We start from the raw sequence: 12,667 nt of genomic DNA on the forward strand, positions 1-12,667 counted from the left end.
TCGAGACGAGGTGGTGGCCGGGGTGGCGTCGAGGGGCTCACGCCTCTCGACACTCCCCCGGTCCCGCCCCGGCCGCCACTCAGAAGTCGAACTCGACGTAGTCGATGTCCGTGAACTCGACCAGCAGGCCCGGCGCCCGGGTGCCCTGGTCCTTGAAGTACAGCTCCTGCAGGCCTTCCGCGGCGATGCCCTGCAGCGTGGCCTCCGCGGCCCCGGCCTCCTGGGCGGCGAAGAGCCGACCGGCGTACTCGGGGGGAAGGTGCTGGGTGATGCGGCGCATGCGGCCGTCGTCCGAGGTGCCGGGGGCGGCTGTGAACCCGAAGCGGGCCCTGGTCTCGATGACGAGGCCGGTCCGGGTCGCTGCCCGGTCCCGGGCGCGCTTGCGGACCAGGGGCTGCCAGCGGCGGCGCACCTCGGTCTCCAGACGGGCCGCCAGGGCCGGCTTCGGCCGCCGGATCTGGTCGGCGACGTAGCGCTCGACGGTGCGTTGGGAGATGCCGAGCAGGGCGGCCACGGCGCGCGTCGTCTTGAGCCGCTTCACGAGGAAACGCATCTGTGCGCCGGCCGACTTGGGGATCGGGCGGGTGAGGTGCTGTTCGTCGGCTCGGGTCAGGCCATCGCTGATGTCTGCCATGTCCTAATCCCCTACTCCCCGTACGCGGCCGCGTCGTGGCCCTTGATGTGGCGGGCGGGGTTGTGGCCCTCGTCGAGCATGCCCACGGCCCACAGCAGCGGCTGGGTCCCCTCGTGCTTCACCATGCCGGGGCTGACGCCGAGGCGGAAACCGCCGGGGAGCGGCTTGCCCTCCGGGGTGCGGGGCAGGAAGTCCAGCGGGCTCGGGCCGTCGGAGAGGTACACCGCGCAGTCCGACAGGACGGCGACGGGATGGAGGCCCGCAGTGGCGAGCCGGAGCATCTTGCGGTGCATGTTGACGCGGGCCGTGGCGATGACGGCGGCCCGGATGTCGGGGCGCCAGGTGGGGCGTTCGAGGGCGGGCCAGGGCTCGCCGGGGCGGTAGCCGATGCCCTGGGGGCGCTCGCGGAGCTTGCCGATGCCGCCCTTGACGGTCGCCTTGACCGCGGCCAGCACGTTGGCGAGGGCGGGGTCGCGGGTCTTGTGGACCGTCATCGCGTCGAGCAGCTCGGCCTCGGAGAGGTCCGCGGTCACGCCCAGATCCGCCATCGTGGCCAGGTAGGCGTCGCGCAGCCGGGCGTACCAGGGGTCGAGGTAGGCCGTCGGCTCGTCGCGGAGGTAGGCCTCCTGGGGCCGTACTTCGTGGCCGAGCTCGACGGCGTACGCGACGGTCGGGGTGGCGTACCAGGCGGGGCCTGCGGGGCGTTGCCCGGAAGGTGTGAACGGGCTGGGCAGACGGGGGTCGAGCTCGATGCCGGAGAGGTCGACGAGCCAGCTGCCGGGCTGCTTCGGGTGGAAGCGGGGCGAGCTGACGTGGGTGGCCGGGCCGAGGCCGACGGTGAGGCGGTTGGCCGCGGCGGCGAAGGCCATGTTGACGTCGATGCCGACGGCGTGGGTACGGGCGCACTCCTCGTCGGTGAGCAGCTCGGGATCGCGGATCCAGTCGTACGCCTCCTCGTCGAGCACCTCGTCAGGGGTGCGCCGATGGGCCCGCGGATAGCGGGAGGCGACGACCGGGTGCTCGTCGGGCGCCTCGGGCAGGGCCGGGTCCACCGCGGCGGTGAGGGTGCCGGAGACGGGGGCGGAGACCCAGGTGACGGTGCCGTCGGGCCGGTCCTGGCGCAGCGCCCGGGTGGGCGGGCGCAGGGCGGTCATGAGCTCCAGGCCGCAGACGGCGGTGGAGCCTCGGGGTACGAGGACCCGGGAGGCGTACGTGCCGAGGACCCGGGCGATCTCGGGGGCGGGGAAGGTGTCCGTGTCTCCCCAGGAGCGGGTGTCGAGGGCGCCCCAGGGCAGGACCGCCAGTTGGACGCAGGCGCGGCGGGTCCCGCTCCGGCGGTCGTCGCCCTCGGCGGGGGCCACGGGGGTCGGGGGGCGGTAGACGCGGGCCCAGGGGCCGAAGCCGCGCCGGGTGAGCTTCCAGCCCGCCTTGGTCAGCCCCTTCACCACGGGGTGGGCGTCGGGCAGGCGCAGGGCTCGGCGGTCCTCGAGCTCGAGGGGCAGGCCGAAGCGCTCGGCGGCGGGGGCCGTCAGGACGAGGAGCGGGTCGGCGTCCTTGCCGTTGGGGTGGAGGCGGGGGGTGCCGAGGCCCGCGCCCAGGGCCCAGGTGAGGAGGGACGGAAGGTCCTTGGCCGGGCAGTCGAGGAGCAGGCCGCCGGGGGCGTGGGCGGTCGCGGTGGCGTCCAGGACGACCAGGGGGGCGGGGGCGGCGTTAACGGCGTTAACGGTTCGGAGGGCGGGGGAGGGGGTGCGGGCGCTCGCGCGGGCGGGCCGGGCAGCCGCGGTGGGCCGGGCATTAACGGCGTTAACAGTGCCCGCGGCGGAGACGGGGGGTGCCGGGGCGTCGACGGCGTCAGCGGGTGTCGGCTCGGGGACGGCCCGGGGGGCCTCGGCGTTAACGCCGTTAACGGTCGGCGGGTCGGCCGCGGGCGGCGGCTCCGGAGCGGGGTCCGTATCGGGGGCCGGGGCGGCGTCGGGGGCGGGGGCCGGGGGCTGGGCGTTAACGGCGTTAACGCCGACGGCGGGATCGGCAGGGTCGAGGGGCCCGATCGGGTGGAGCTCGGAGAGGCCGTCGAGGAGGCGGACGTACGCCGCCCGCTTGGGGGGCCGGGGCTCGGTGCGACCGGCCTCCCAGGAAGTGACCGTCTCCCGGCGTACGGAAAGGGCCTTGGCGATCTGCTCCTGGCTGAGGCCCGCGGCCTCGCGCAGGCGTCTGCGCTCGTCCGGGTGGGGGAGGGCGTCCTTGGCCGCTGCCTGCTGGAGAAGGGCGTCGACGGCTGCGAAGAGCCTGCCCTGTTCGTGCTGCACGCCTTCACCCTAGCCCCGGTCGCACCTTGGATCGCACGTGAAACGCACTGGGGGACCGTTAACGGCGTTAACGGTCCCCCTGTGCGTGAGGCGTTCGGGGCCACTCAGGGCAGTCGGGCGACGAGGTGTTCCGTCAGGGCCGCGAGGTCCGCCGGGGAGAGCTCCCGTGCGAGGGCGGCGGCGAGCTCTTCCGGAGAGCCGGCGGGCAGCGTGAGGGTGGACGCGCCGGGCACCCCGTCGACACCGTCCGCCCGAACGGGCTGACCGGCCGGCCTCGCGGACGGCTCCTCGGTCGGGCCGGAGGGCGTAACGGGCGCCGGGCGGTCGGCCGGCCGGGCGTACCCACCTGCAGGAGGCTCGGTGTCCGCGGCGCCGTCGGGCCGGACATCGTCGGGTGCGGATCCCACCCGGAGGTCCGGGGCGGGGCGGCTGCGCTGGCGCGGGGGAGTGTGGGCGCTCTCCTGGGCCGCCGCCTCCTGGGCCTCCTGCGGAAGCCGTCCGATGCGTCGGGCCGGCTCCACCTTCAGCTCACCCGTCTCGACCTTCTCCTGAAGGGTCGGGGTCAGGTTGAGCAGGGCGAGCCTCTGGGAGACCCACGCCGGGGTCTTGCCCAGGCGCTTGGCCACCTTGGCCTGCGAGCCGTGGACGTCCACGAGCTCCTGGAGGGCCCGGGCCTGGTCCATCGGGGCGACGTCGGCCCGGTGGATGTTGGCGATCAGTGCGGATTCGAGGATGTCGGCGGCGCTCGCCGACAGGGCGTCGTTGACGTGGATGTGCATCGTCGTCAGCCCGGCGAGGCGGGCGGCGGCGAGGCGGCGGTTGCCGTCGATGACCACGAACGGGGCACGGCCCAGCCCGTCGATCTGGCCCGGGTGGGCCTCCATGAAGGCCATGCGCGTGGCGACCGCGAGGGGCTGCAGCTGGCCCCGTACCCGCAGCGACTCGGCCAGCTCATCGAGCTCCGTGAGTTCTTCGCGGAGGTTGAAGGGGTTGTGGGTGAGGGCCTCGATGGGGACCTCGGAAGGCGGGATGACCCCCGAGGTCGGCGCTCCGGTCGCCTCGGCGATGGCCGCGCGGCGGGAGCTGACGGTCACGGGCTGCGCGCGGGCGAAGGAGGCCGAGACGCCGAGCTTGTCTGCCTTGCTCATGAGATCTCCCGGGCGAGAGCGCGCAGGACGACGGCCTGGTCTCCCTTGGGTGCGTACACGAAGAGGGGTTGCTTGAGGCGGACCGCTTCCCGCTGTTCCTTGAGGTCGGGGACGATCGCCACGACCCGCGGATCCTTTATGTCCATCCAGGCCTGGAGGGATGACGTCGCGATGTAGCCGCGGCGGCCGTCGTAGAGGTTGACCACGAGCCCGAGGTAGTCGATGTCGAGGGCGAGGTCGTCGCGCAGGTCGTTGATCTGCGAGGTGAGCAGGTCGTAGGCGTCGGCGGAGGAGTCCTCGGCCTGGACCACGATCAGGGCGCCGGAGGCGCCGGGCTCCTCGCCCGGGCGGCGGCGGCCGTAGTAGATGGCCGCGTCCATGCTCAGGCCCAGGCTCGGCGGGCAGTCGACGAGGATGACGTCGTACTCCGACTCCAGCGGGGAGAGGGCCCGTTCCAGGGCGGCTTCCCGGGCCCGGACGGTGGAGAGCCGCACGTCCAGGAGGAAGGCGTCCGTGCAGGACGGCAGGAGGTGGAGGCGGTCGCCGAAGCGCCCGTCGGGGACCGGCACGACGATGTCCTGGAGCGGGCCCTTGCCCTCGCCCGCCATGTGGCAGGTGAGGCTGTCGCCGCCGATGGGCATGGGCTGCTGGCCCAGCTGCTTCGTGAGGTGGCCCTGGGGGTCGAAGTCGACCAGCAGGACCCGCAGGCCCAGGCCCGGGAGGTCCTCGCGGTCCAGCGCCGGGTCGTCGTCGGCGAGCCGGGCCAGCTGGCGGGCGATGCGGACCGGGTACAGCGAGTTGGAGTCCTCGGCCAGGGCCTCTCCGGTACCGGCGGTGATGGCGGTCTTGCCGACGCCGCCCTTCTGGTTGCACACGACGATGCGGCGGACCACGGACGGCCGCTGGACGGTGGGCGCCGGGTTCTTCTCGAGCCACAGCCTGACGGACTGGGCGAGGCCTTGGATGAGCGAGACTCCGCGGTCCCTGGCATCGGCCCGGAACGCCTCCCACTGACCGGCGGGCAGCCAGGTGGAGAAGGACTCCGCGCCGGAGGTGTCGACGGGGGAGGGGGCGGAGGCGAGGGCACTCCAGTCCGCGATGCCCTGGTGGACCGCATCCTGGATGTCGATGCGGAGTTGGGCGGTACGGATCTTCAACTCCTGACGGAGCCAGGGGGGCAGCTTCGAGACGACCTTGTCACGGTCGCTCGGGGAGGCGGGCGAAGTCATGGAAGGGACTTTACTAACGTCCGGGGCAGTTGAGGGACGTGACACGCCATCTTGCTAACAAAACGCTTGAGGAGCATGGCGTTTTCGGGTGGTTTGAGAGGCCCAGGTGGCGTTAACGCCTGGTCCGAGGGGCGGGTGAGGACGCGTCAGCCGCCGGGCGGGGCATCCGTCAGTGGGCCGGCCCGCCTCGGCCCGGGCCGCCGCAGAGGATCCGTTTCCCGAGGGGGCCCGGCCGCCGCACCGCTCTCCCGCGAGGCGGCGACCGGTCGTTTTTCGGCCATTCGTTCTCTGTACTCGGACATCGTTCGACGCACCTGAGTACGTCGCACCTCAGTACGGCGTACATAGATACGAGAAGACGCACGTCTGTTCTTCGCACGGGAGCCCGATCCCGGGGGGCGGATGCCGTCTCGGTCGTACTTGTGTTTGATTCCGGAGCCCGGACGGGGGACGGTCAGGGACGCCGGCAGGACCCGGAGCGACTGAAGGGGACGGCCTCGACAGAGCTCTGACCTGCGACGGGTCGGAAGCAGCGACCGAAGCGACCGAAGTTGCGGGTTTTCGTACAACCGCTCGGGGCGGGCTCGACACGCGCTGCGGAGTCGCTTGAGTCGCTGCCAGCGACCGAAGGGGCTTCGGTCGCTGCAGGTCAGAGGCGCCGTTCGGGCGGTCCTGGGGGCCGGGAAGGGGCTCAGCGACTGAAGAGGAGCGACTGAAGCTTGGTTCAGTCGCTGTGAGTCGCTCGAAGAAAGCCCAGGTCAGACGGGGTGTGGCGGGCAAATAGCGACTGAAGCGACTCAAGGTCCGGGTATATGGAGTGCAACGCACGTGTGTGCGCGTGCGCCTGTGTGCGTCATATATTCAGTCGCTGAGTCGCTTCAGTCGCTGTTTGGGTTACGAAAACCGGTCTGACCTGCTGTTTTTTACAGCTACTGTGGGAGCGACTGAAGGTGCTTCAGTCGCTGGGCGCGGGTGTCTTCAGTCGCTGAGTCGCTGAGTGACCCTTGTGTCTCTGGTGGCTGCAGATGCTCTCTTCCTCAGATGACCTTCGCTAAGGTATGTCCGTCGTTGAGTCGCTTGGGTCGCTGACGGGGGATGGGCATGGCTTCTGAGCTGCGGGATTCGCGCAGCGACTCAGCGCACCCCCCGAGTGGAATCTCAGGTTCCGGGTCTTGCCGTGACCAGGCTCGCCCGGTCGGCCGCACTCCTGGGCAGGCTCTGGCCACGGCTCGGTGGTGCGCCAGCAAGGGCTGGCCCGTGCACCCGCTCTCGCCGGGCCGCAAGACGCCCGCCGGGAACTGCGAGGCCTGCCGGGCTCCCGGGCACACCTCCAAGGACTGCGCCTGCCTGCGGGCCGGTCGCTGGTGCCACGGGTTCCACGCGGCCACCCTGGACTTCGCCCGCATCGAGCAGTGGTGGGGCGCCCACCCCGGGCTCGGGGTCGGGATCTCCTGCGGGCCGGCCGGCCTCGTCGTGATCGACATCGACGCCCACGAGCAGCCGCTGCCCAGCCGGGACCGCCTGCTGCCGGGCATCCCCGTGGCCGACAGCGTCGACCTGCAGGGCCTGGCCAACGGCTTCCACACGCTCGGCGTGCTGGCCGCGCTGCGGGGCGAGACGTCCCCGGCGGAGGACACCACCACGCTGCGGGTCCGCACGCCCTCCAACGGCCTGCACGTCTGGTACCGGGCGAATCCCGGTCACCGCTGGCAGTGTTCGGCGGGTTCGTCCGGCTCCACGCGTGCGCTCGCCTGGCAGGTCGACGTACGGGCCCACGGCGGCTACATCATCGCCCCGGGCACCGTGACCGACGCCGGGGCGTACGAGCCGGTGGGCCCCGTCAGGGAGCCGGCGCCCCTGCCCCCGTGGCTGGCCAGGGAACTGGAGCGCACCGGGCACCTCCCGCCCGCGCACGTTCCCGCGCCGCGCCCCGTACCGCCGCGGGCCCAGCAGGCCGTCGTGGCCGCGGGCGGCGGCGGGCGCGGCATGGCGGGCCGCGTCCTGGGCGCCGTGCTGGCCGAGGTGGCGGCCTGCGCCGCCGTGCCCGAGGGCGCGGCGTTCTCCGAGAAGCTCAACCGGGCCGCCTACACCGCCGGAGGGCTGGTAGCCGCCGGGCTGCTGCACCCCTCCGATGCGGAGCGCGCCCTGAGGGACGCGGCGGAACACGCCAGACCCGGGCAGGAACGGCGCTGCGGCGCGATCATCCGCAGCGGTCTGAGCGCGGGCTCCCACCGTCCGCTGACCCCGGGGGGCCGCCCGTGACCACGGACCGCCACAAGCGCCTCGCGGAGGCGCGGCTGGACGACTCGTACGACCGGCTCTTCGGTGCTGCCCTGGACAGGTCGCCGGACCGGCCGGAGAGGCCCGCGGAGAGGTCGCTGGGCACCTCCCAGGGCACCCCTGGCTACCGGCTGGGGGACGGCGTCCTGGACGAGTCCTTCGACGACGCCTTCGAAGGGCCCATGGACCATCCCTCCGTGGAGGGGGCCGGTGACGGGTCCTCCGACCACGAGTTCGGTCCCGGGTCCCGTCCCGGAGCCGGTCGGACGCCCGGGCACGCGCCCCTCGGCGGCTCTCTCGACGGCTCCTACGGCGACGGGCCGTCCGGGGCCGGGGACGTGCTGGGCGCCGGGGCGCTCGACGAGGACGAGCTGCCCGGCGACGGCCCGGCCGCGGGCATGCTGCCGTTCGGCGACGGGACGTCGCGGTCCTTCGAGGAGGGAGCGACCGTGACGTGCGGCGAGGAGGCATCCGTGGGCTTCCCGGACGAGGTGTCGGACGGTGCCCCCGCAGGGGGCGGGGCCGTTCAGGAGGCGCTCGTCGACTTCGACCCGCAGGCCGTGGCGGCCCAGATCCTGGCCCAGACGGCCGCTGTGCCCGCGCAGGGGACCGCAGGGGGCTCCGGGGCGGTTTCGGTCGCGGTACGGCCCGCGAGGGCCGCAGAAGGGCACACAGGGCCTCGGGGGACCGGGGAGGTGACGGCGGACGGGCTCCTGCCCGACACGCTGACCGACCGCGGCAACGCCAAGCTGTTCGTCAAGCTCTACGCCAACGACTACCGGCACGTGCCGGGCCTGGGCTGGTACCGCTGGGACTCGACGCGCTGGCAGATCGACGAGGACGACACCATCCTGTGGGCCGCCGGCGACCTGGCCGAGTCCATCGCCACCCAGGACCCGCGCGGCCTCCACACGCCGGCGTCCCTCCAGCAGCACCGCCGCCGGGCGCTGAGCACCAGCGGCATCAACGCCATGCTCGTCCAGGCCAAGTCGGCCCCGGGCATGGTGCTGAACGCCGCGCGCCTGGACGCCGACCCGTACGCCCTGTGCACGCCGGCCGGGATCGTCGACCTCCGCACCGGGCGGATCAGGCCCCCCGAGCCCACCAAGGACTTCCACTCGCGCTCCACCACGGCCCCGCCGCAGCCGATGCCGACCCCGCGCTGGAACCGGTTCCTGACCGACACCTTCGGGGACGACCCCGAAGGCGCCGAGATGGTCGGTTTTCTGCAGCTGCTCCTCGGCTACTCGGTCACCGGGGACGTCGGCGCGCAGGTCATGCCCTTCCTGTTCGGTTCCGGCAAGAACGGCAAGTCCGTGCTGCTGGACGTCCTGATCAAGCTGCTCGGCGACTACGCGGACGCCGCACCGCCGGGCTTCCTGATGGCCCGGCCGTACGAGGGCCACCCGACGGACCTCGCCGAGCTGCACGGCCGCCGGGTCATCGTGTGCTCCGAGGTCAAGCCGGGCGACCGCTTCGACGAGGCACGGGTCAAGCTGCTCACGGGCGGTGACCGGATCAAGGCACGTCGGATGCGCCAGGACTTCTTCAGCTTCGAGCCCACGCACAAGCTCTGGCTGCTCGGCAACCACCGGCCCGAGGTGGGCACCGGCGGCTTCGCCTTCTGGCGGCGCATGCGCCTGATCCCGTTCGAGCGGGTCGTCTCCGACGACCGCAAGATCGACAACCTGGCGGACATCCTCGTCACCGAGGAGGGTCCGGGCATCCTGAACTGGCTGATCGAGGGCGCGCGCCGCTACCTGGGCGGCGACAAGGACCTCAGCGGGCCCGAGCGGGTGCGGATCGCCACGACCGCGTACGCCGAGACGGAGGACCACACCGGCCGCTTCCTCGGGGAGTCGTGCCGGATCGAGCCGGATCTACGGGCGGAGCAGGCCCAGCTCTACGCGGCCTACCGCAGCTGGTGCCAGAATGAGGGCGCCCCGGCGATTTCCTCCCGGGCCTTCGCGGCACGTGTCCGCGAGGTGGTGGGACTGGAGTCTCCCAAGGAGATGATCCTGTCCAACCAGCGCAAGTACTACCCGGGCATCGGCCTGCTCGCGCACGAGGAGACAGCATGAGCGCCCTCATCGGCGAGGACGAGATCATCCACGAGACCGCCCTCGTCTGGCTCGAGGACATCAGCCGGCTCGACTACGTCCGGCAGAGCCTGGACCGGCTGCCGACCCGGCGGGGCAAACCCGCGTACCACCGCGACGGCCGGATGGTCGGGTACGCGCAGCTCGGGCCGGGCGCCAAGCCGTCCCGCTCGTCCGGGACCTTCCGGCGGCGGGTGTTCTGGCTGCTGCCGCACGACCGGGACACCGAGCCGGACGGACTGTACTCCACGGGAGCTCCGGCGGAGGCCGTGGACACGCGGACCCTGGCGCCCGGGCACAAGGGGCGCAAGACGGAGCGCTCCGAGGGCGGGCCGCTGCGGTCCGCGGTGGCCCGGCAGCTGCCCGCCTAGGGGCCCCTCTGCCGTGGAAGTGCCGGTCCCGGCCCCTCGGTGAGGTGCGGGACCAGCCCGGTCGGCCCGTGGTGGACCGGGCGTTCGTCATGCCCGTGTCCGGCCCCCGTGCCCCCGCCCCCGTGCCCGCGCACAAGGCCGGCCGCGAGGTGTCCCTTCGTCCCACCTGAAAAAGAACAGGGCACCCGGTATATTTTCGGCTCCGCGGTGCCTCCGGGCGCTGTGAGGTGCGGCGGGGGCCGTCGGGAGCGGGAACCGCCGGGGGCGGTGGGGTGTGGGGGAGGGGGCGCGATGCGCGCGGAAGTGGTGGTGGTCGGCGGGGGGCCCGTGGGGCTGCTGATCGCGACGGAGCTGGCCGCCTACGGGGTCGACACGGTGGTCCTCGAGGCGCAGGGCGCGGTGTCGGAGCGGCCCAAGGCGACCACCCTGCACGCCAGGGCGGTGCAGTGCCTGGCGAGGCGGGGGCGCCTGCCGGGGGCGGGCGGCGAGGGGTCGGTTCCGGCTCAGGAACGGGCTGCGCAGGATCCGGGACCGGTTCCTGCGGGTGCGGCGCCGTTCCACTTCGCCGGTGTGCAGGGGCTCGTGGTGACGGCGCCGGCGACCGAGCCCGTCCCGATCCTGAAGTGCACCCAGGCCGACCTGGAGCGGCACTTCGAGCGGCAGGCCCTGGAGGCCGGGGCGCGGGTGTTGCGCGGCCACCGGGTGACGGGTCTCGACGAGGGGCCGGACGCGGTGGTGGTCACGGCCGACGGGCCGGAGGGTCCGGTCCGCTGCACCGCGCGGTACGTGGTGGGCGCGGACGGGGCGCGCAGCCTCGTACGTGAGACGGCGGGCATCGCGTCCGACGCGTACCCGGCGACGGTGTCCGCGCTCGCGGGCCGGGTCAGGGTCCTCGATCCGGAAGCGGTCCGGCCGGGCTGGCACCGTACGCCGCGCGGCTGGATCGTGGCCAAGCCCGCCGCGGGCGGCGCGGTGCACCTGCGTGCCCTCGACCTCACCGGCCCGTCCGCCGACCGCCGTCGGGAGCCGACCCTGGACGAGTTCGAGGGCACGGTGTCCCGGATCGTCGGGCGCGAGGTCCGGTTGGCGGAGCCGCGCTGGCTCACGCGGTTCAGCGACTTCACGCGGGTGGTCCGGACGTTCCGCTCGGGGCGGTTCCTGCTGGCGGGGGACGCGGCGCACGTGCACTTCCCGATCGGCGGACAGGGCCTGAGCACCGGTGTGCTCGACGCCGTCAACCTGGGCTGGAAGCTCGCGCTGACGGTGCGCGGTGAGGCGGGGCCGGGGCTGTTGGACTCCTACGACGGGGAACGCCGGCCCGCGGCGCTGCGGGTGGTCGACAACACGCGGGCCCAGCTGGGGCTGATGAGGCCGGCGCCGGAGGCGGACGCGGTGACGCGGGTGCTCGGCGCGGTGGTGGCCGCCCAGGGGGAGGGCGGGCCGCTGGCGGACATGGTCAGTGCGCAGGACACGGTGTACGGGCGGCGGGGCGCGGGGTCGGCCGCTTTGGAAGGAACGTTTCTTCCGAACGTGGTGCTGCGGACCGGGTCGGGTCCGGCGGACCTGATCGGGCTGCTGGCGCAGGGACGGCCGCTGCTGCTGGTGTTCTCGGGCGCGGGGGGTCCGGCGTCCGGGACGGACCACGAGGAGCAGGCGCGGCCCTGGGCCGGCACGGTACGGGTGGTGCACGCGGAGGCGCCGGCCGAGGTGACGTACGGGGCCGTGCTGGTGCGGCCGGACGGGTACGTGGCGTGGGCCGGCGGCGGCGCGGCCCGGGGCGCCGGCCCGGTGCCGGACCCGTTGGTGGGGGCGCTGACGGCGTACTTCGGTGAGCGGGGGGCCGACGGGCGGTAGCCCGGGTTACGTGAGGGCCACCGCTTCGCTGTCGGTCAGGTGCGCGGAGGCTTCGCCGAAGACCGTGGAGCCGCGGGACTCCGTGAGGTCCAGCGAGGCCAGGACCGACGGGACGACGAAGCTGGGCATCAGGTGCCGCAGGAGGGCCGCGACCCGGCGGGTCAGGTCCTGGTAGTCGTTGATGGCCTGGGACATGGACTGGATGCCGGCGAAGGCACCGACGACGACGTCCGACGTCTCGGTGGGCACGACGTGGGGCAGCAGTTCGCCCTGCGCCTGTGCCTGGGTGAGCAGTGCGTGGCCGACCTCGCTCCAGCGCAGGAAGGGGCCGCTGCGGTCGAGGCCGGGCTGCTGGTCCATGGAGAGTCGGACGCCCGCGCGGACGAGGGGGTCGGTCTGCAGCCGGTAGGCGTGCAGCATCACGATGTCGACCATCTCCTGCACCTTCGACTGGCGCTCGGGCACCAGGAGGCGCTGGTCCTGCTCGGCGAGGACCCCTTGGGCCAGGTCCTCCTTGGACTGGAAGTGGAAGTACAGCGCGCCTTTGGTCACGCCGGCGGCGGCGAGGATCTCGGCGATGGTGGCGGCCCGGTAGCCGCGTTCCTCGAAGACCTTGGCGGCGGCCGTGAGGATGGCGCGCCGGGTACGGATGGCCCGGACCTGCTCGGCCATGGTGCCTCTCCTCCCCTCCGTCGGGTGTGCGTGTGTCCGAAGTGGAGGGTTGTCAGTAAGAAACCGCCCAGTCT

The 12,667-nt window shown here is 73.2% G+C and carries 9 protein-coding genes; 4 read left to right on the forward strand and 5 right to left on the reverse strand.

Translation table 11 applies throughout. From position 1 onward, the window contains the following. Positions 1-79: 79 nt before the first annotated feature. The 4 genes from tpg to ACIQCH_RS19080 all read right to left on the reverse strand — a co-directional run bounded on the left by tpg (position 80) and on the right by ACIQCH_RS19080 (position 5,317). Positions 80-634, reverse strand: a complete 555-nt coding sequence (tpg, locus tag ACIQCH_RS19065) for a telomere-protecting terminal protein Tpg (RefSeq protein WP_402582241.1) — start codon at positions 632-634, stop codon at positions 80-82. An 11-nt stretch (positions 635-645) separates the two neighbouring features. Further along, positions 646-2,940 (reverse strand): telomere-associated protein Tap, encoded by a 2,295-nt coding sequence (gene tap, locus ACIQCH_RS19070; RefSeq protein ID WP_402582243.1) that lies wholly within the window; start codon positions 2,938-2,940, stop codon positions 646-648. A 104-nt stretch (positions 2,941-3,044) separates the two neighbouring features. Then, the gene (locus ACIQCH_RS19075) at positions 3,045-4,088 is read right to left on the reverse strand and encodes a ParB/RepB/Spo0J family partition protein (RefSeq protein WP_402582245.1); all 1,044 of its coding nucleotides are present in this window, start codon (positions 4,086-4,088) and stop codon (positions 3,045-3,047) included. Further along, on the reverse strand, positions 4,085-5,317 hold the full coding sequence (locus ACIQCH_RS19080) for a ParA family protein (RefSeq protein WP_402582246.1): 1,233 nt from the start codon (positions 5,315-5,317) through the stop codon (positions 4,085-4,087). Before ACIQCH_RS19080 ends, ACIQCH_RS19075 begins: the two co-directional genes overlap by 4 nt. Positions 5,318-6,574: 1,257 nt before the next feature. Between ACIQCH_RS19080 and ACIQCH_RS19085 the strand changes: the two genes are divergently transcribed. The 4 genes from ACIQCH_RS19085 to ACIQCH_RS19100 all read left to right on the forward strand — a co-directional run bounded on the left by ACIQCH_RS19085 (position 6,575) and on the right by ACIQCH_RS19100 (position 11,921). Beyond that, positions 6,575-7,579: a bifunctional DNA primase/polymerase gene (locus ACIQCH_RS19085; RefSeq protein WP_402582248.1), complete on the forward strand. Its 1,005-nt coding sequence runs from the start codon at positions 6,575-6,577 to the stop codon at positions 7,577-7,579. Between the two features lie 509 nt (positions 7,580-8,088). Further along, the gene (locus ACIQCH_RS19090; RefSeq protein ID WP_402582401.1) at positions 8,089-9,678 is read left to right on the forward strand and encodes a phage/plasmid primase, P4 family; all 1,590 of its coding nucleotides are present in this window, start codon (positions 8,089-8,091) and stop codon (positions 9,676-9,678) included. Then, a complete protein-coding gene (locus ACIQCH_RS19095) occupies positions 9,675-10,067 on the forward strand; it encodes a DUF6009 family protein (protein ID WP_030209603.1) in 393 nt (130 codons plus the stop codon). Before ACIQCH_RS19090 ends, ACIQCH_RS19095 begins: the two co-directional genes overlap by 4 nt. 291 nt (positions 10,068-10,358) lie before the next feature. After that, positions 10,359-11,921 carry an FAD-dependent monooxygenase gene (locus tag ACIQCH_RS19100; protein ID WP_402582250.1) on the forward strand — a complete coding sequence of 521 codons (1,563 nt, stop codon included), beginning with the start codon at positions 10,359-10,361 and terminating at the stop codon, positions 11,919-11,921. A 6-nt stretch (positions 11,922-11,927) separates the two neighbouring features. Here ACIQCH_RS19100 and ACIQCH_RS19105 read toward each other — a convergent pair whose 3' ends face one another. Then, positions 11,928-12,593: a ScbR family autoregulator-binding transcription factor gene (locus ACIQCH_RS19105; RefSeq protein ID WP_402582252.1), complete on the reverse strand. Its 666-nt coding sequence runs from the start codon at positions 12,591-12,593 to the stop codon at positions 11,928-11,930. Positions 12,594-12,667: the final 74 nt, after the last annotated feature.

The organism is Streptomyces sp. NPDC093225, assembly GCF_044753805.1.
Lineage (GTDB): Bacteria > Actinomycetota > Actinomycetes > Streptomycetales > Streptomycetaceae > Streptomyces.

What these genes read in the sequence shown, in the direction of transcription:
- ACIQCH_RS19095 (WP_030209603.1), top strand. Translation starts at nt 9,675, where the DNA reads ATGAGCGCCCTCATCGGCGAGGACGAGATCATCCACGAGACCGCCCTC.
- ACIQCH_RS19075 (WP_402582245.1), bottom strand. Translation starts at nt 4,088, where the DNA reads ATGAGCAAGGCAGACAAGCTCGGCGTCTCGGCCTCCTTCGCCCGCGCG.
- ACIQCH_RS19100 (WP_402582250.1), top strand. Translation starts at nt 10,359, where the DNA reads ATGCGCGCGGAAGTGGTGGTGGTCGGCGGGGGGCCCGTGGGGCTGCTG.
- ACIQCH_RS19105 (WP_402582252.1), bottom strand. Translation starts at nt 12,593, where the DNA reads ATGGCCGAGCAGGTCCGGGCCATCCGTACCCGGCGCGCCATCCTCACG.
- ACIQCH_RS19080 (WP_402582246.1), bottom strand. Translation starts at nt 5,317, where the DNA reads ATGACTTCGCCCGCCTCCCCGAGCGACCGTGACAAGGTCGTCTCGAAG.
- tpg (WP_402582241.1), bottom strand. Translation starts at nt 634, where the DNA reads ATGGCAGACATCAGCGATGGCCTGACCCGAGCCGACGAACAGCACCTC.